This window comes from Brasilonema sennae CENA114 (assembly GCF_006968745.1).
In the GTDB taxonomy this organism is placed as follows: domain Bacteria; phylum Cyanobacteriota; class Cyanobacteriia; order Cyanobacteriales; family Nostocaceae; genus Brasilonema; species Brasilonema sennae.
The window spans coordinates 4,166,736-4,185,062 of record NZ_CP030118.1 but is presented as its reverse complement, the minus strand read 5'-3'; the positions used below and the strand labels follow the sequence as shown (position 1 = coordinate 4,185,062).

The following is an 18,327-nucleotide window of genomic DNA, read 5'->3' as shown; positions in this document are numbered from 1 at the left end:
CCTTCTAGACAACAACCAGGGAAGGGGTTCAAAGCTTTTTTCATTCACGTCAAACACATCCGTTCATGGAACTACTGAGGCTGTTAAGGAACTCTTGCTTTAACCATTGGTATTACAAGCATCGACAATACAAGAAATTGCATCCTTGACTAAAGTTTCGATTTTTCCCTTACTAATTGAAGGCTCAGAAAACATGAAATTTAAAATCATTGTGCCTTTAAATGTTGTAATAGCAGCACCAAAAACACCACCAAAAACTGCCTGTGCAGGCACAAAACTAATCTCTTCAAGTTTAAATAAACCATAATCACTGGGAATGTCTATTCGACCAATATTGGTAACACTTACTGTCATGGGTGCTTTATTTGGGCGAGACAGAAGAGACTCGTAAATTTTCTTGGACATCAATACTATACTAAAGATATCCTCACTTTCTAAACTGACTTTTAATTGTTGTCTGACATTCCGTGCTAAATCCGAAAAAGATGTATTTGTGTATAGGTTATGTAATGTGGTGATAGCCGAAGTTAATATACCTAAGTTTTCCCGATTAACTTCTGGCTTGAAGCGTTTTCTTAAATCAACAACAGAGGAGCAACTAAAGCGCAATTTTTCTTGATTTTTACTTCTAATTTCTGTGGCTACTGCCAACATCATTGCTGCACATAAAGCACCTTGTACCGTTGTTCTTTGTTTTCTGCAAAATTCTATCAACTGTGTAGTAATTTCTTTATTAAGCTTTCTCTGAACCATGTTACAACGACGTAATTCTGGAGAAACATACTTCTCAAATTTTAGAGTTTCAGGACGATGCAAACCTAGTTTGAGCGTGAAGCGCAACAAAAAGAAAATGCTCTTTATTGCTGTAAATTTTACCTGCATTGATTTGGGCATCAATTCTTGAATATCAGGAAGTGGATGTAAGCTAGAAAGACTCTCTTCTATTTCGCCGTCTACTATTTTCTGGCAGTAAGTCAAAATTTCTGAATGCAATTGAACAGTTGATAATCCATCTGATATAGCATGGTGCAATATTGTCAGTAAATAATTTAGTTTTTCATCGGGAAACGTAATTAATACTGCGCGTATTAGACATTTATCACTTTCAATAGGTTGATTCAATTCTGACAAAACAACTTCTTCCCACTGCTCGCTAGACTGCTTAGAGACTACACGCAAAGGAATTTTTATTGCTCCACAGTCAAAGCATAGACTATCTAAGGCACCGACAATACGAGAATTAAGGCGCGGGTGACGAGTTTGAATTAAGTCAAGAGCTTGTCTAACTATTTCTTCTTTTAAGCCTCCCCTGACGCGGCTAATCGTTACTATATTAAAAGAACCTGCACAACGATTTAAAATTTCCATGCTTTGCTCGTTAGGAGCAAGTTTTCTGTTGCTTGTCATGAGTCGTTAACCGCAAAAAAACGGCGTCCTTTGGGTAGAATTACCATGTTACAGTCTGTTTAACTCTTCTTTGATCAGCAGCCAGTTTGATTCTAGGCTCTCTGTAAATTTGAAATTAGTAGTTTAGTAAAACATTTTTTATTTGATTATTGTACGTTCGTTGGCTTGAAGGTAATGGGGAGAGCCTTGAGGCTGCGAAAAGCAACTTTGTTTCGCCACTCAACTTTATCTTGTGATAACTGTAAATCAGGCAATTGTTGCACAAGAGCATTAATAGCAATTTCACCTTCAATCCGCGTCAATGCTGCACCCAAACAATAGTGGATACCATCAGCGAAAGCTAAGTGACTATTATTAACTCGTGTAATATCAAAGCGATCTGGATCAGGAAATTGTGCAGGATCGCGATTTGCAGCGCCTAAAACAACAAGAACTTTCTCACCAACTCGAATAGTAATACCATCTAAATCAATGTCTTCAGTTGCCACTCGTGTGGTGATTTGGATTGGGCTATCATAACGTAGAATTTCTTCCACAGCACTTTGGATAAGCATTGGTTGTGTCTTGATCTGTTGCATCTGCTGTGGGTGACGCAATAGGGCAAGCATACCGTTACCTATGAGATTCACTGTCGTTTCTTCACCAGTAAAGAACAATAACATACAGACAGAGATAATTTCTTCTTCACTTAGCTTGTTATCCTGTTCTTTAACTGTAATCAACGCACTCAGCAAATCCTGTTGCGGGCTTTTTTGGCGTTGTGGAATCAAGGTTTTAAAGTAATTTGTAAATTCCAGCGCAACTCTATTCATCTGCTCGTAGTCTTCCAGAGATCTGAGCGGATCTAAAATATTAGATAGTTCATCAGACCAATGATACAACTTCAACCAATCTTCAACAGGTACCCCCAGGATTGCGGCAATAACATTGCAAGGTAATGGGCAAGCAAAATCGGATACTATATCCATGTAGCCTTGATGGCGAATTTTGCTAATTAATTCATCAGTGATTTGTTGAATTTGGGGACGCAGAAATTTGACGCTTGTAGAAGAAAACGCTTTACTAATCAGCCCTCGCAACCTGGTATGCTCTGGCGGATCTAAAAATATTAACCATTTGCTAATGGCTTGTGCAAGTGTATTGAAATCCTTCTGCTTCAAATAATTGCCTTTGTGTTTAACATTGTTTGGCATTTTATCAACACAAAAGCGAGGATCACGCAAAACTGCTTTGGCATCAGCATAGCTAGTAACTACCCACATACCCTTAAAGCTCTGGTGTATTGGTTCAACAGAGCGCAGTTGGTGGTAGATGGGATAAGGATTCGCTTGAAACGCTGGGTGATAAGGATTAAATTTGACAGCTTTTGCAATCTCTGATTTTTGAGTCTTATTTGTATTGGCAATTGGCTCCATTTTACAAATCTCCTGTGATTATCCAAACTTGATAGAAATGACTTATTTTGTAAAACTTACAGGTAAAGCCTTTAAGCCACGTATGACTATACTCTTTTTCCACTCTAGCTTGTTTGAAGCTAACTTTATATCAGGGAATTGTTTAATTAGTGTATTAATAGCAATTTGCGCTTCCACGCGTGCTAATGCTGCTCCTAAACAATAATGAATACCATCAGCAAAAGCAACGTGTTGATTTTGTCCTCGATTAATATTTAACTCGTCGGGTTCTGGGAACTGGGCTGGATCTCGATTAGCAGCTCCCAAGCAAAGAACTATTTTTTCACCTGCTTTTATTGTTCGGTTACCGACTTCTAAATTATCAATAGCAATACGCGTTAACATTTGAATTGCACTATCATAGCGAATTATTTCTTCTACAGCATTTTGGATTTTTGTTGGTTCTGTTTTGAGTTGTTCTATTTGGTTAGGGTGTTGTAGCAATGCCAGTATTCCATTGCCTATTGTATTCCCTGTAGTTTCTTCACCTGCCCCGAATAACAATGTGCAAATTGCCAATATATCCTTTTGACTTAACCTGTCATTTTGCTCTTGAGCTGCAATCAAATTACTAATCAAGTCTTCTTGTGGATCTTTTTCTCGTTCGGCAATCAGAGTACGTAAATATTCCTGAATCTCTTCTGTAGCTTTATTCATCGCTTGATATTCTTCTAGTGACACCAGTGGATCTAAAATACGAGACAAAACATTAGTCCACTGATGAAGCTGCTGTTGAGCTTCTTTTGGTATTCCCAACAGCCTACTAATTACACTGACAGAAAGTGGACTGGCAAGATCGGCAACAATGTCCATACTCCCCTTGTGCCGAACTTTGTCAAGCAATTCATCCACAATTTCCTGAATCTGAGGACGCATACGCTCAACAACTACAGGAGAAAAGGCTTTACCTACCAATGCACGTAATTTAGTATGGTCTGGTGGGTTCATATAAAATAAAAATCGGCTGGTGGTATAAGCAAGAGTATTTAGATTCTTTTGCTTGTCTTTGAGATATTTGTTTCTTTCTTGTATTGATTTTGGTCTATCATCAGTCCGAACACAACCACTTTTTAAAACTGCTTTGACATCGGCATAGCGGGTAACGATCCAATCACCTCCAATAAAGTATCTATGTACCGGCTCTGACTCTCGGAGGCGATGATAAGTTGGATAAGGATTAGCGTTAAACTTAGGATCAAAAAGATTGAAGTTGAATGCTTTTGCTGACTCTAATTTTTCGGTCTTTGTAGTACTAATTGCTTCTTGGTTCATATTTATCAAATTTTCAATTTTTAGATTTTTTCAAACACTAGCTGGAGATTTGCTTGATGACAATGAATTATATTCCTCTGCTAAATACTGCGCTAGTATTTCGATGCTAGGGTATTCCCAGAAAAGAATAATTGCAAGTTCACAGCCAATCCATTGACCTAATTCACCTGTCATGCTGACTGCCACTGCTGAATCTAAACCATATGCAGTAAAAGGTTCTTGAATGTCTATTTCATCAGGAGGTATGTTCAGGTACAAGGCAAGATGAGAAATCAACCAGGTTTGGATTTCTTTTTCTGTCAAAGTTGGTTTGAATGATTTCTGCTCAGTCTCAGATTTATTAATATCTGAATTAACATCTGAAGAATGCACTTGTTCCCAAAGGTTGTCTACTTCTGCTTGAAGTTGTTGTAAGTCTGTTTCCGTAAGATTCGCAGTCCAATCTCCGACAACATCCAAACTTTTATCCAGAAATCCAACTCGACAAGCGTGACGCTGAACTTTACCACTAGAAGTTTTCGGGATGCTCGCCGTCTTTAGCAGCACGATCGCATAAACTTGTAACTGGTGCTGCTCTGACACTGCTTGACGAATAGACTTAACAACTTGATCTACATCCAACTGACGTAAGTAAGTACGTTCTATCTCTTGAGTAATAACTAGCTGCTCAACACCATCTATCTCCACAGAAAATGCTGCCCCGCAGTTTGCTCGCAGTGCTGGATGACTATTCTCAACTGTGAATTCAATATCCTGGGGATAATGATTTTGCCCTCGAATGATCATCATATCTTTGAGGCGACCTGTGACAAATAGTTCGCCATTGAGTAAAAATCCTAAATCTCCAGTGCGTAGAAATGGCCCTTCTTTTGTGTTTTGTAGTTGAGCATTGAAAGTTTGTTGCGTCTCTTCCGGTTTGTTCCAGTAGCCACCAGCCACACTCGGTCCTGCAACCCAAATCTCTCCTATTTGTCCATCCAGACAGCGAGTTAATGATTCTGGGTGAACAATGACAATTTTTTGGTCTAAGCTACTATGACCAACACCAACAATCGCTCTTGCATCTTCGTCCTTGCTTGTAGTAGTTACAATTAGATTCTGCTTAAAAGCTTTATCTTGCACAAAGCGAATCACTGGCGGCTCTTTTTTCAAACCTCCAGACACAATTAAGGTTGTTTCCGCCATTCCATAGCAGGGGTAAAAAGCACTTCTTTTAAAACCACAATCTGCAAATGTTGCTGAAAACTTCTCTATAGTTTCCGCCCGTACAGGTTCAGCACCATTGAAAGCAACCTCCCAACTGCTCAAATCAAGCTGTTGGCGTTGTTCGGGAGTAATCTTATCAACACACAAATCATAAGCAAAATTAGGCCCCCCACTGGTAGTTGCTTGATAGTCAGAAATAGCTTTTAGCCAGCGAAAAGGTTTTTGTAGGAAAGACTCTGGCGACATCAGCGTAACTGAACAACTTCCATATACAGGCTGCAGGACTCCACCAATTAACCCCATATCGTGGTAAGGAGGAAGCCAAATCACACCTCGACTGTCAGGTGTATGCTCAAAAGCTTGATAAATTAAAGCAGAATTATAGAGTAGATTGTCATGATTTACCATCACCCCTTTCGGGTTTCCTGTTGTACCAGATGTGTATTGGAGAAGTGCCAGTGAGTCGTTATTAATTTCAGGAAAATACCAATCATTTGCTAAATTCTCAGCTATATTATCAGTCGCTATACATTGCAAAGCTGCTAATTCTGATTCTTCTTTGAATCTTTCTCCCAATTGAGTCATGACAGATGAGGTGGTGAGTGCAAAAGTTGCTTGTGCGTCTTTTGCAATAGCTTGCAATCTTGTCATCCGCTGTTTGCCTCGCGGTGGATACACAGGCACAACAGTTACACCTGCATACAAACCCCCAAAAAAAGCAGCAATAAATTCCAGTCCAGGTGGATAGAGAAGCAGCACTCTTTCTCCAAAAGCTTCCATGCTTTGAAGCAATGCGCCAATGGCGCGTGCTTTTTGGTCTAATGTTTCATAAGTGAAGCTAAGTTTTTCTGTTTCTCCATCTACCAAAAAGGTATATGGGACATGGTTTGGTTGTTGTTGCGCCCTATAACGTAACAGGTTAACTAAAGTCGCTTCTTGTGGAGAATCTGCTGAAAATAAATCGTGATACATCGCTGTTTTGTACTTGAAATAGTTAAAAAGAGGAAGTCAATTGGGTCTGTAATTGATGAACTAAATCAATCAAATTGATGTCTTTAAACATCATCTCTCGTGGCAACTCTAAAGCGAGGTCTTTTCTGACGCTATTAACTAGTTGAGTTGACATCAAGGAGTCCAACCCCAAGGTATTGATTGATTGCTCAACATTTAGATGAGATGGAGCCAGTCCCAACACTTTGGTAATCTGTTTTGTTAAATATTCTTCAAGCAGTTGCTGCTGTTTTTCTGGGTATGCCGCAAGTTGCTCTCGCGTTAGGGAAATAGTCGATTCAGGGATGAGTGTATCTAAATCTGTGGGTTGACTGGTCAAAGAAGATTGATGTTTAGAGGTTGAGAATGCAGTTTCCTGATGATTGCTAACTAGATCGCTGTCTAGCCAATAGCTTTGTCGCTCAAAAGGATAAGTGGGTAGTTGTAAGTGATCGCGGCAATAGTCGCCATCAAACTCTGACCAATTAACAGGTATTCCTAAAACATAAAGTTCTACCAAACTGGACAACAATTGCTGCCAGTTGGATTGTCCCGGACGTAAACTTGGAAGCCAAACCCCAGTTTCTTCAGGCAGACAAAGGATGCCCATTGACAATAGATCGGCCTTTGGTCCAATCTCAACAAATACCGTGACTCCTTGCTGATACATAGTTTGCATCCCTGTTGAAAACCTCACGGGTTCTTGGAGCATATTCTTCCAATACTCCATGATGCTCATGGCATCACTAGACAGCTGCCCTGTGACACAGGAAATTATCGGGATTTGGGGAGCAGAGAAAGTGTAATCTGACTCATACTGAGTAACATTTGACTCTGGCTGTTCTATAAAAGGATAGTGAAAGGCGTAGGATCTATTCCACCAAAGCGTTGTGACTCCTTGTGCTTGCATCACAGCCATAACTGCATTGACTGCTTGTTGCTCGCCGGAAATTAAAACCACCGGACCGGCAAAGACACTAATAACAATTTGGTTAGCGTAGGGTTTAATTGCAGCTGCCACTCGCTCTTCGTCTGCAAACACGCATAGCATCCCCCCTTTTGGGAGGCGAGATTGGATATACTCCTCCCCGGAGATTAACAGCTTAATTGCATCTTCTAAACTAAAAATCCCGGCAACGCAGGCAGCAGCATAGTCTCCCAAGCTTGTTCCCATCACAACCGATGGTTCAATCCCCCAAGATTTCCATAACTCGTAAAGTGCTATTTGCAGCGTCAATAATGCCGTGCAGTAGCCAATCTCATCGGTACGAGCTTCCCCAACACTTGTGGGATAAAGAAAGTCGAGAAGGGACTTTCCGAGTAACGGCTGGGCGATCGCATTACAGCGATCAATAACTTGGCGAAAGATGGGCGCTTGTTCGTACAGTTGACGATCCAGTTCCAGTGTCTGGTTAATCATTCCAGTGAACAAAAATCCGATTTTTGGAACTTTCTTTGGCTTTACCAAACCACTCACTAACCCGACGGACTCCTGACATAATGCAAACGCCTCCAAACGCTCTGCAAATTTTCCTGTAGAGTCCCCAGTAACTGCGAGCCGATGGTTAAATGAGGTTCTGCCAGTATTGGCACTAAAACAAACATCGGCAATTGACACATCAGGATGATTAACTAAAAACTTGTGATAACGGTGGGCTAGCGATCGCAATGCTGTTTCAGTTTTGGCAGATAAAGTCAGCACATGCACAGGACGTTCAATTACGTCATCCTTTTGGCTTTTGACTTTTGATTTTTGACTTTTACTGGCTGCTCCTTCCATCACTATATGAGCGTTTGTACCGCCAAAGCCGAACGTACTCACGCCTGCAATGCAGGGGCGATCGCTTCCCCAAGGCTCCAAAGTTTGCTGCACTTGCAACGGCAGTTTATCTAACGCCACATTCGGATTTGGCTGCTGAAAATGCAAGTTTGGCGGAATCTGTCCATACTTGAGAGACAACGCCACTTTAATCAATCCGGCAATTCCACTGGCTGCTTCTAAATGTCCAATGTTGGTTTTGACGGAACCGATTCGACATTTATCTCCAACAGAGCGATTCGCACCTAAAACAGTTGCTAGGGCTTTGAGTTCGATCCCATCCCCTAACAAACTTCCACTACCTTGCGCTTCGATATATTGTACTAAACTTGGTGAAATCCCAGCATTTTGATAAGCCTGTCGTAGTAATGCTTGTTGTGCTTGGAGATTGGGAGCACCCAGTCCATGACTGCGTCCATCTTGGTTGACTGCACTACCCCGGATGACTGCATAGATGGGGTCAGAGTCTGCCAATGCTTGAGATAGCAACTTCAAAACCACAACACCAACTCCCTCACCACGAACGAAGCCATCGGCTTGAGCATCAAATGCTCTGCAACGTCCTGTAGGCGATATCAACCCTGCATTTGTTAGGCTTGCTGTCACTTCAGGGAATAGTGTGATGTTCACGCCTGCGGCTAAAGCTAAGCTAGATTCCTGACTACGCAGACTCTGACAAGCAAGATGAACTGCCATTAGAGAAGAGGAACAAGCGGTGTTAATTGACAAACTCGGCCCCATCAAGTTAAGCACGTAGGAAATACGGTTAGCAACAACACTGCTGAGATTGCCAGTAACTGCATAGGGATTTGTCGTGCGTGCTTGTGCCATCATTTCGTAGTAATCAGAGCCGGCAATACCAACAAAAACTCCCGTTGCGCTTCCTGCAAGTTTTTGAGGGATTAACCCGGCATCTTCCAACGCTTCCCAGGTGACTTCCAGTAACAGCCGTTGTTGAGGATCTATGCTGATAGCTTCTTGAGGGGCAATGCCAAAGAACTGCGGGTCAAATTGATCGATTTGCTCTAGAAAACCACCTTGTATAAGTTGCGACTGCGATGAAGTGGGGTCACGAATAAAGCAGGAATGTAGATGCTGGCGTTCGGAGAGAATGGGCGCGATAGCATCAACCTTGTTGCAGAGCAGCTGCCAGAAAGCTTCGGGATTAGTTGCACCCGGAAAACGGCATCCAATACCAATGATTGCAAGAGGTTCAATACACATTTTCAGTCAAGCTAAAAATCTCGATTATGTTGGTTTTAGACCTCTGTATAGTTAAAAATCTTTATCTTAAGTAATCTTACGACGTTACACACGTGATTTCTTCTATTCCTTTTGAAGGATTTTTATAAAAAATAAAATATTCAAAAGAGTAGATGATTTTTGCGTTTCTTTTTGCAGTTCAGTTAACTGCTCCCAACCCCGCTAAATATCCCGTTGTCCAAGCACTTTGAAAGTTAAAGCCGCCAGTGACACCATCAATATCTAAAATTTCACCAGCGAAGTAAAGCCCTGGAACTAATCGACTTTCCATTGTTTTAAAGTTGACTTCTTTAAGGTTGACACCGCCACAGGTGACAAATTCTTCCTTAAAAACTCCTTTGCCTTTTATTTGATATTCTCCTTGAGTCAGTTCTTGCACCAACTGGTTGAGTGTTTTGTTTGATAATTCTGCCCAACGGTCTTCTGGTGTGATACCTGCACGCGAGATAATGTATTGCCAGAGGCGGTGGGGTAAGTCTACGCCGCGATGTAGGGCGATCGCCCGTTTTGCCACTTCATTTTTGACTGCTAGTAATTTCTGTCGCACTTCTTCTGGCTGGAAATCGGGTACCCAATTAATATTTAAGGTGGCTTGATAGTTGTTTGAGTGCAGCACTCTCGCACCCCACGCAGAAAGTTTTAGTACAGCTGGACCACTAAAACCCCAATGGGTGATCAGCAATGGTCCTGTTTGTTCTAATTGGGGAAATCCTGGTATGCTTAAGCGCAACCGCACAGGGTTAACACTCACACCAGCCAACTTCAAAACAAATTCATCTTTGATATTGAAGGTAAATAAAGAGGGGACTGGTGGTTCAATTGTATGTCCAAACTTCTGTGCTATTTTGTAACCGACAGGATTGCTACCTGTGGCAAGGAGTAGGCGATCGCACTCCAAAATCTCTCCCGACTTTAGAGAAATTTCAAAGTTAGGAGTGCTGAGTTGTTTGACAGCAACAATCAGTGTTTCTGTACGTATGTTTACCCCAGCTGCTTTTGCTGTATTTATCAGACAGTTCACTATAGTTTCGGAAGTATTAGTGAGGGGAAACATTCTGCCATCAGGTTCGGTTTTGAGTGGTACTCCGTGGGTAGCAAACCAAGCGACTGTATCCTTAGCTTGAAAGCGCGTGAATGCACCTAGCAAAGCTTTCCCGCCTCTGGGATAATTTTGTACCAGTCCTGACGGATCAAAACAAGCTTGAGTGACGTTGCAGCGTCCGCCACCAGAAATGCGGACTTTTGCCAGGACTTCGCGACTGGCTTCGAGTATTGTCACTTGCGCGTTGGGATGTGCTTCGGCTGCTGCTATTGCACCAAAAAAACCAGCCGCGCCACCACCTACAACTATGATCCGTAGCGGTTTCACTTTTTGTTTTCTGTTCCTTATTTACTAGACATCATTTGACATCGGTCAACAATTCCTGCTTTAACCAAGGCAGTCGGCTGCTACTTGTTCACAGGCTTTAACCCTGAGCGCAGCCGAAGGGTTAAGTTCGGGGCGAACGGACCCTACTGCATTTATCATCATAGTAATGATAAACATCTTTGATCTAGAAAAACTAAAACAAGCCAATGCCCAGTAAGGTACAAACATCAGTACAGTCACATCACCGCAGGTTATGGATTTGGCTTATCGTTATTCCTGGGTTATATTTGCTGCTAGCTTATGTTGTCTTACCTGCACTATGGCGTCATTACGAACACAACTCAAAACTAGAGCATTCTCCTAAAACCACGCAAACAGCCGAAGGTATACCTGGCGACCCGCTCAATGTTGGATTGGTTGGTACAAAAGTTGAAGTGGTTCAGGCAATCCTGGCAGCAGGCTGGTATCCGGCAGATCCAATTACCTTTAAGTCCAGCGTTGGCATTGCCAAAAGTGTCTTACTGAAGCGTCCCTATCCTAATGCTCCTGTTAGCAATTTATACTTTTTGGGACGCAAGCAGGATCTTGCATTTGAGCTACCGGTAGGTAACAGCGCCAAGGAACGTCATCACGTTCGCTTGTGGCAGACTAACAATTTGAGCGCTGATGGCAGACCTCTGTGGCTTGGTAGTGCAACATTTGATATCAGTGTTGAACTCAGCCGCTTTACAGGACAAATTACCCATCATATTGACTCGAATATTGATGCAGAGCGAGACAACTTTATCCAAAGCCTTGAGAAAGCACATCTTTTTACTAACCTGTATCAAGTGACAGGAGTAGGAGCAACCTTGCTTGGTCGTAATGGCGGCGGCGACTGGTATAACACCGATGGAGAGTTAACAGTTGGCGTACTTTCACTCAATAACACCGTTCAATCAATAACCCCAACCCGGTTAACCAATCCGGCTCCCGTTGAGATCAAGAATCGAGCTTGGTTATGGTTGCGGCATTTATTGACTAATAAGTAGTAATTGACACTATTAAGTAAGTATTTCAATATTTTGGGACTTACACACTTGTATATGATATCGCAGTCCTAAATCCTGAGCCGCTGCGGGCACCCTGCGCGTTAGCCTCTGGCGTGCGCTTGCGCTTACATGAAAACAAGACTCCCGACTTCTCCAAAAAGTCGGGGATCTATATCTTCAATTTATGGGGTGTCCCCCGAAGGGAGGTGTCACCAACAAACGGTGCGACCCGACGCCACAAAATGTTGGTTTTGTTGGGTTTGGCAAAGCCTCATTAACCGAGCAGTATTGCAAACCGGGGGTCGGTCAAAGGAAAGGATCGCTCCACTTTCAGAGCAGGGCTGATTTGTTTTCTATAACAAAACACTCAAGCTTTCTAGTCCATGTACTCTGATGTTGGGAATTGGTTTAAGAGGCTCTTTTGAGTCAACGCGGAGGTTAGGAAATTCTGAGAGTAAAGCTTTAAGCCCAATCTTGGCTTCTAGTCGAGTTAAAGGTGCGCCCAAACAGAAATGAATGCCATTCCCAAAGGCAAAATGTTTATTCGGTTCTCGATCAATGATGAAGCGATCAGCATTCTCAAAGTGAAGTTCATCTCGATTGGCAGATGTTAGCCATGGGTGCACAAGTTGCCCAGGAGGAATTGTTTGATCTCCAATTTGGGTTTCTACTTGGGTGAATCGATTTAAAAAAGTAATCGGGGAATAATAACGCAGTACTTCCTCAATTGCACTCGGTAATAGAGACAAGTCGTGGAGTAGGCGTTGGTTTTCATCGGGATGCTCATGCAGACACCAAATCGTATTGGTAATCAAGTTAGTTGTAGTCTCATTCCCGGCGGTCAACAGTAGGATGCAAAAATCAACCACTTCCTGTCCAGTTAACTTTTCTCCCTCTTCATAAGCCGCAATTAAATCGCTGATCAAATCTTGGCCTGGATGGGATCGCCGCTCCTTGAGTAATTGGCGGAAATAGTCAGCCATATTTTTTATTGCTGTTGGATCGCTACCTAATACCCCGTCAGACCAGTGCTTGAAGTTTTCTCGGTCTTCAAGGGGTACACCGAGAATTTCTCCAATCACGATGATCGGCAGAGGTGAGGAGAAAGCTTGGATTAAATCGACCTGTTTGTGTTGCTTCATTTGATCCAGCAACTCGTGAGTCAGTTCGGTAATCCGAGGTGCTAGTGCTTCGACTCGATTGGGAGTAAACACCTTTTGTACGAGAGTGCGTAGTGACTGATGTTTAGGCGGATCGGTGTGGATTAAATCCTGAGTAAAATCTTCTCGACCAAGGGGTTTCGGGGATTTAGATGAAAAGGTTTTCCATTGGCTTGATACTCGTTCCACATCGTCATAGCGAAACACCATCCAAGCTTGCTGCTCTTTGTCATAGAAAACCGGCGCTTCCTGACGCATTTTAGCTAACCAGGGATAAGGATTGAGCAGGAATTGTGGATCGGTGGGTCGGAATTGTAAATCGCTAGTCATGACAAATCTCCTTGTGTCAAAAATTGCAAGTTGAACTGAGTCAGATGCAAGCACTATCTGACGTATCATCTACGAGAGAGAAATCTGTTGTGGAATTACCGAGTCAGAGGTAGAGCGATGTTTGCGACAAGACGTTCGCGTAGCGTCTCCGACAGGAGAAGCGTCTATCCACTGAATCTAGATTACATCAATATGGGTATAACAAAAATCTCTTGACGCAAACACCAAATTAGGAATACGTCCAAATCAAGCCTTTCAGTGCGCATAAGGCGTTTTTCCACGCCCTGGCGACTGGCGTATGCGCAAAGCGCACGTCTAGAGCGGCTCAAGCTGTCAGGCGAAAGCAAGCATACCCGAATCGATGAGTGTGTTTAAAAATTTGTATAGAAATTATTTTTTGTCAGTCAATTGGAATTACTCTGGTAGAAATCCTCTACAAATCGGAATCGAAAATTATGTTAGGCATACTTTGGGGTCTTGTCGTTCTACTGTTTGCTTTTTGGGTATTGGGTCTAGTACTTCACATTGCTGGAAATCTGATTCATATCGCGTTAGTTTTAGCTATTACTCTTGCAATCTATAATTTTTTAAAAGCCCGTGATGTCTAGGTATAGGGGCTTTGCAAACAAAATCTGAATTTTTTGGATAATTCTGTAAGACTTCATACCTACTTTTGGTAAAGTAATCTAGACCCTCTAAAAATTCTAGAATAACCAAAAGCGTGCACTCATGAAAGTTATTCATGGTACGTGGATACCCAACGCAGCGGCTGATTTTATACAACCTGGGTCTTTTTATCTGTGGGTAGAAACCCCTGAAGTCAAAAAACGTGGTCAGAAAAATCAACAAATTCACCCTGGACATCTAGCACAGGATGAATTGGTGACCTTTTTAGCTCAAGAATTAGGAATCAAAGAACCAGCAGCTACCTTAAACGAACGTATATCTGCTAAATATTTTGCTCTACCAACAACGAATAATCAGCCCATTCCCTCACCAGAATTAATCAAGTATCTAGAAATAGACCTTCCTGAAGAATACGAAGGGTTTCAATACTGGCAGGTAGACTGTTATGAGGCTGTAGTGTCAGTTAAAACTGGTTCTTATCGAGTCTCAAAAGCTATCAATGTTATCAAACTCCTCAACGAAATCCACTTTTTAGCATTATACAGTTCAGGCGAGATTCAACTTGGTTCAGATCTCCTATTTTGGTATCACTATACTCAAGCATTTAAGCAGTTTATTCTTAAAGACCAGTATATTCCAGCACTGAAATACCGTGAGTTAGAAACGACCGTTACTAAGACTAGTAAAAAAGGCAAGACAAAAACTCCGCAAACGCAACCATTTGAAATCTACACAAATTGGGAAATTATTTCTGAACAATACGAATCAAACCTGAAAAAATACGTTGAATATATGCCACTGATTTGTGTGGCCGGTTCGGTAACAGCAAGTGATCCAATAGAATTCTTTGATAAAGAAAATCTTTTACGTCACTTCAGTGAGTCTCTTGTTAACGATATAGTCACCCATACACCCTCAACAGCTGCTTTTGATAAACAAATTGCTGATTCTCTCGTCCACGATTGCTTACGTCCAAACAGTCACAACCCACAGACAACAGATGCTGCTTTAGAACAATATCAGCAATGGTTGACATGGAAAACTAAAATTACCCGTACCCAAAGCGACTCTGCGTTTCATCTCTGCTTTCAGTTGCATTCTCCTGCTTCAGACGCAATAGACAACTGGCAGATTCAATTCCTTGTAGCTAGCAAGCAAGATCCCTCTTTGAAACTAGCGCTGGCTGACTACTGGACAATGAGTCAAAAAACCAAAATAGGGGTACACAAGCAATTTGGTAAGGGTTTTGAAACAGATTTGCTACTGAATCTCGGCTACGCAGCGCGGATGTATCCTCAGCTATGGGAGGGATTGGAAACACAATATCCCACAGGATTGCAACTCACCCTAGAACAGGCTTTTGACTTCCTCAAAGAAAGTGCTTGGGTGCTGGAAGATGCTGGTTTCAAAATCATTGTACCGGCTTGGTATACTCCTGCAGGTCGCCGTCGGGCAAAAATTCGCCTCAAGGCGTCTGGTAGTAAACTATCCGCAACGAAAAGCCAGACAAAAAGCTATTTCAGCCTTGACTCGTTGGTGGAGTATCAATACGAATTGGCAATTGGTGACAAAGCCGTTACTCCGCAAGAATGGCAACAACTTATTAATTCTAAGGCTCCACTGGTACATTTTCGCGGTCAGTGGATGGAACTAGACCGAGATAAAATGCAGCAGTTCCTAGAATTTTGGCAGTCACACGCTGATGAAAAATCAGAAATGACGATGCTAGAGTTCCTGCAACGTAATGCTGAAGTGGGTGAAGAGTGGGAATTTGAATATGACCAATTTTTGTCTGAGACAATGGCAAAGTTGCAAGACAAAAGTCGGTTGGAACCCATTTCTGAACTGTCACAATTGCAAGGAAATCTCCGCGAGTACCAAAAGCGTGGCGTCTCATGGTTGCAATACTTGGAAAGATTAGGATTGAATGGCTGTCTGGCAGACGATATGGGCTTGGGCAAGTCGGTGCAGGTTATTGCTAGACTCGTGCAGGAGAGAGATGGGGAAGTAGAGGGAGTAGGGGGAGTAGGGGGAGTAGGGGAAGTGGGGGGAGAAATTCCTTCCTCATCCTCACGCCAATCGCCTCAACACGACGCTGGCTTCTCATCCCCGCTACTGCCTACACTATTAATTGCCCCGACTTCAGTTGTGGGAAACTGGCAGAAAGAAATTGCTAAGTTTGCACCTCATCTTAAAACAATGGTGCATCACGGTAGTAACCGTATTCAGCAGGAAGCAGATTTTAAAGCAGCGAGTTTACAGCATGATGTGGTGATTACCTCCTTTACTCTGGCTCGCAAAGATGAAAAGCTACTAAGTAGCATGAAGTGGCAGCGGGTAGTAGTGGATGAAGCGCAAAATATTAAAAACCCCAAAGCTGCACAAACTAAAGCAGTTTTAAAATTATCAGCAAAACACCGACTGGCATTAACAGGAACTCCTGTTGAAAATCGCTTGCTAGATTTGTGGTCAATTTTTAACTTTCTGAATCCTGGTTACTTGGGGAAAGAGGCACAGTTTCGTAAGTCTTTTGAGATTCCCATTCAAAAGGAGAATGACAAAATAAAATCAACTACCCTGAAGAAGTTAGTTGAACCATTGATTCTACGGCGTGTCAAAACTGACCAATCTATCATCAATGATCTACCAGATAAAGTAGAACAAAAACTCTACACGAATTTGACAAAGGAACAAGCCTCACTCTACGAAGTGGTTGTGAAAGATGTAGAGGAAAAACTGAAAACAGCAGATGGGATTCAACGCAAAGGATTAATTCTCTCTACATTGATGAAATTAAAGCAGATTTGCAACCATCCAGCACAATTTTTACAAGATGGAAGTGAGTTTCTACCGGAACGTTCTCATAAATTGAGTCGTTTAGCCGAGATGGTGGAAGAAGCTTTATCAGAAGGAGAAAGCCTCCTCATTTTTAGTCAATTTACTGAAATTTGCGAAAATGTAGAAAAATATCTCAAACAGACTTTGCACTGCAATACATACTATTTACACGGAGGTACTAGCCGCCAAAGACGAGAGAACATGATTGCAGAATTTCAAGAGCCAGAAACAGAATCATCTATTTTTATATTATCTCTCAAAGCTGGTGGCGTTGGTATTACTCTTACGAAAGCTAACCATGTTTTTCATTTTGATCGTTGGTGGAACCCAGCGGTTGAGAACCAAGCAACTGACCGCGCTTTTCGTATTGGTCAAAAGAAGAATGTTTTTGTCCATAAATTTGTTGCCATTGGTACTTTAGAAGAGAGAATTGACCAAATGATTGAAGATAAGAAAAAACTTTCTGCTGCTGTTGTTGGTAGTGATGAATCGTGGTTGACAGAATTGGACAATGATGCATTTCAAGAACTCATTGCACTCAATAGAAGCGCAATCTTGGAGTGATTTATGAATAAATTTAGCCGAACTTGGTGGGGCGATCGCTTCATCAACGCATTAGAAGCTTTTACCGATGACGCCAGACTACAACGCGGACGTTCCTATGCCCGTGGCGGTAAAGTGTTGAGCTTTGAAATAGAGCAAAATTATATCACGGCTATAGTCAAAGGGTCAGTTAATCCATACTTTGGTGTTTACAAAGAACCAACATACAATATTTCGATTGAAATTACTCCCATTGCCAAAACACGTTGGAATGAAATTCTCCAGCAACTTTCATCTAAAGCAAGTGTCGTTTCTCGACTGCTGCTTAACGAAGTTCCAGAAAATATAGAAGACTCTTTTTCAGAATTAGGAGTATATCTATTACCTCACAGTAGAAAGGACTTCAAAACTTCATGTTCTTGTCCAGATTATGCTAATCCCTGCAAGCATATTGCTGGAGTATACTATCTCGTTGCTTCCCAATTAGATCAGAATCCATTTTTGCTATTTGAACTGCGGGGATTATCAAAAGCAGAACTTCAAGCAAAACTAGCTGAGTCACCTTTAGGTAAAGCACTTTCTGAGGAACTCAATACTAAAGAAGTTAAGATAGAAGCCTCGACTTCTTTGTATACAAAGCTTTCTAAACAGCAGATTGACCAAAAACCAAGTGCGAGAGAATTTTGGTTAGGAACAAAGCGATTACCTCAAACAATAGAAGTTGCAACTCCCAGCGCTGTCTCTGCAATTTTGATTAAGAAACAGGGTGATTTCCCCGCTTTTTGGCAAAAGGATAATTCTTTTATTGAAGCAATGGAGGAATTATATCAACGAGTGAAAACGAAGAATCAAAATTTGATGTGAGGTGAACTGGATTGATTGATAAATTTATGACAAAATGAAATACATATCTGCGTTTATCTGCGTCGAGGGTGCGGTTTTTAACTCTTTAGATGTATTGCACTCAAATGCAAATCGTTATAAGGGAGCCATTCTTGTAAAGTTTTGTATTTATCTT

Annotated in this window: 11 protein-coding genes; 4 read left to right on the top strand and 7 right to left on the bottom strand. The window is 41.8% G+C overall.

Annotation, left to right across the window (positions count from 1 at the left end; all coding sequences use genetic code 11):
• Positions 1-99: 99 nt before the first annotated feature.
• The 6 genes from DP114_RS17790 to DP114_RS17765 form a co-directional block, all read right to left on the bottom strand.
• Positions 100-1,407, bottom strand: a complete 1,308-nt coding sequence (locus DP114_RS17790; protein WP_169267147.1) for a phthiocerol/phthiodiolone dimycocerosyl transferase family protein — start codon at positions 1,405-1,407, stop codon at positions 100-102.
• 146 nt (positions 1,408-1,553) lie between these two features.
• The gene (locus DP114_RS17785; protein ID WP_169267146.1) at positions 1,554-2,822 is read right to left on the bottom strand and encodes a cytochrome P450; all 1,269 of its coding nucleotides are present in this window, start codon (positions 2,820-2,822) and stop codon (positions 1,554-1,556) included.
• 42 nt (positions 2,823-2,864) lie between these two features.
• Positions 2,865-4,133, bottom strand: coding sequence for a cytochrome P450 (locus DP114_RS17780; protein WP_169267145.1), 1,269 nt, complete (start codon positions 4,131-4,133; stop codon positions 2,865-2,867).
• Positions 4,134-4,163: 30 nt separating this feature from the next.
• On the bottom strand, positions 4,164-6,311 hold the full coding sequence (locus tag DP114_RS17775; RefSeq protein WP_169267144.1) for an AMP-binding protein: 2,148 nt from the start codon (positions 6,309-6,311) through the stop codon (positions 4,164-4,166).
• Positions 6,312-6,333: 22 nt separating this feature from the next.
• Positions 6,334-9,372: a type I polyketide synthase gene (locus tag DP114_RS17770; RefSeq protein ID WP_169267143.1), complete on the bottom strand. Its 3,039-nt coding sequence runs from the start codon at positions 9,370-9,372 to the stop codon at positions 6,334-6,336.
• A gap of 178 nt (positions 9,373-9,550) precedes the next feature.
• Complete coding sequence (locus DP114_RS17765) at positions 9,551-10,780, bottom strand: BaiN/RdsA family NAD(P)/FAD-dependent oxidoreductase (RefSeq protein WP_171976715.1); 1,230 nt, start codon at positions 10,778-10,780, stop codon at positions 9,551-9,553.
• A gap of 206 nt (positions 10,781-10,986) precedes the next feature.
• On the opposite strand from DP114_RS17765, the gene DP114_RS17760 reads away from it, so the two are divergent.
• A complete protein-coding gene (locus DP114_RS17760) occupies positions 10,987-11,811 on the top strand; it encodes an LssY C-terminal domain-containing protein (protein WP_171976714.1) in 825 nt (274 codons plus the stop codon).
• Between the two features lie 353 nt (positions 11,812-12,164).
• Here the strand turns inward: DP114_RS17760 and DP114_RS17755 are convergent, their stop codons facing one another.
• Positions 12,165-13,301 carry a cytochrome P450 gene (locus tag DP114_RS17755; protein ID WP_171976713.1) on the bottom strand — a complete coding sequence of 379 codons (1,137 nt, stop codon included), beginning with the start codon at positions 13,299-13,301 and terminating at the stop codon, positions 12,165-12,167.
• A 455-nt stretch (positions 13,302-13,756) separates the two neighbouring features.
• Here DP114_RS17755 and DP114_RS17750 point away from each other — a divergent pair, with 455 nt between their 5' ends.
• From DP114_RS17750 to DP114_RS17740, 3 genes are all read left to right on the top strand, one after another.
• Positions 13,757-13,909 (top strand): lmo0937 family membrane protein, encoded by a 153-nt coding sequence (locus DP114_RS17750; protein WP_171976712.1) that lies wholly within the window; start codon positions 13,757-13,759, stop codon positions 13,907-13,909.
• A 121-nt stretch (positions 13,910-14,030) separates the two neighbouring features.
• Positions 14,031-17,330 carry a DEAD/DEAH box helicase gene (locus DP114_RS17745; protein ID WP_171976711.1) on the top strand — a complete coding sequence of 1,100 codons (3,300 nt, stop codon included), beginning with the start codon at positions 14,031-14,033 and terminating at the stop codon, positions 17,328-17,330.
• Positions 17,331-17,333: 3 nt separating this feature from the next.
• Complete coding sequence (locus DP114_RS17740; protein WP_169268546.1) at positions 17,334-18,173, top strand: SWIM zinc finger family protein; 840 nt, start codon at positions 17,334-17,336, stop codon at positions 18,171-18,173.
• Positions 18,174-18,327 lie beyond the last annotated feature (154 nt).

Coding starts and splice junctions, on each gene's coding strand:
- DP114_RS17750 (WP_171976712.1), top strand. CDS start 13,757: ATGTTAGGCATACTTTGGGGTCTTGTCGTTCTACTGTTTGCTTTTTGG.
- DP114_RS17760 (WP_171976714.1), top strand. CDS start 10,987: ATGCCCAGTAAGGTACAAACATCAGTACAGTCACATCACCGCAGGTTA.
- DP114_RS17770 (WP_169267143.1), bottom strand. CDS start 9,372: ATGTGTATTGAACCTCTTGCAATCATTGGTATTGGATGCCGTTTTCCG.
- DP114_RS17785 (WP_169267146.1), bottom strand. CDS start 2,822: ATGGAGCCAATTGCCAATACAAATAAGACTCAAAAATCAGAGATTGCA.
- DP114_RS17740 (WP_169268546.1), top strand. CDS start 17,334: ATGAATAAATTTAGCCGAACTTGGTGGGGCGATCGCTTCATCAACGCA.
- DP114_RS17755 (WP_171976713.1), bottom strand. CDS start 13,301: ATGACTAGCGATTTACAATTCCGACCCACCGATCCACAATTCCTGCTC.
- DP114_RS17790 (WP_169267147.1), bottom strand. CDS start 1,407: ATGACAAGCAACAGAAAACTTGCTCCTAACGAGCAAAGCATGGAAATT.
- DP114_RS17775 (WP_169267144.1), bottom strand. CDS start 6,311: ATGTATCACGATTTATTTTCAGCAGATTCTCCACAAGAAGCGACTTTA.
- DP114_RS17780 (WP_169267145.1), bottom strand. CDS start 4,133: ATGAACCAAGAAGCAATTAGTACTACAAAGACCGAAAAATTAGAGTCA.
- DP114_RS17745 (WP_171976711.1), top strand. CDS start 14,031: ATGAAAGTTATTCATGGTACGTGGATACCCAACGCAGCGGCTGATTTT.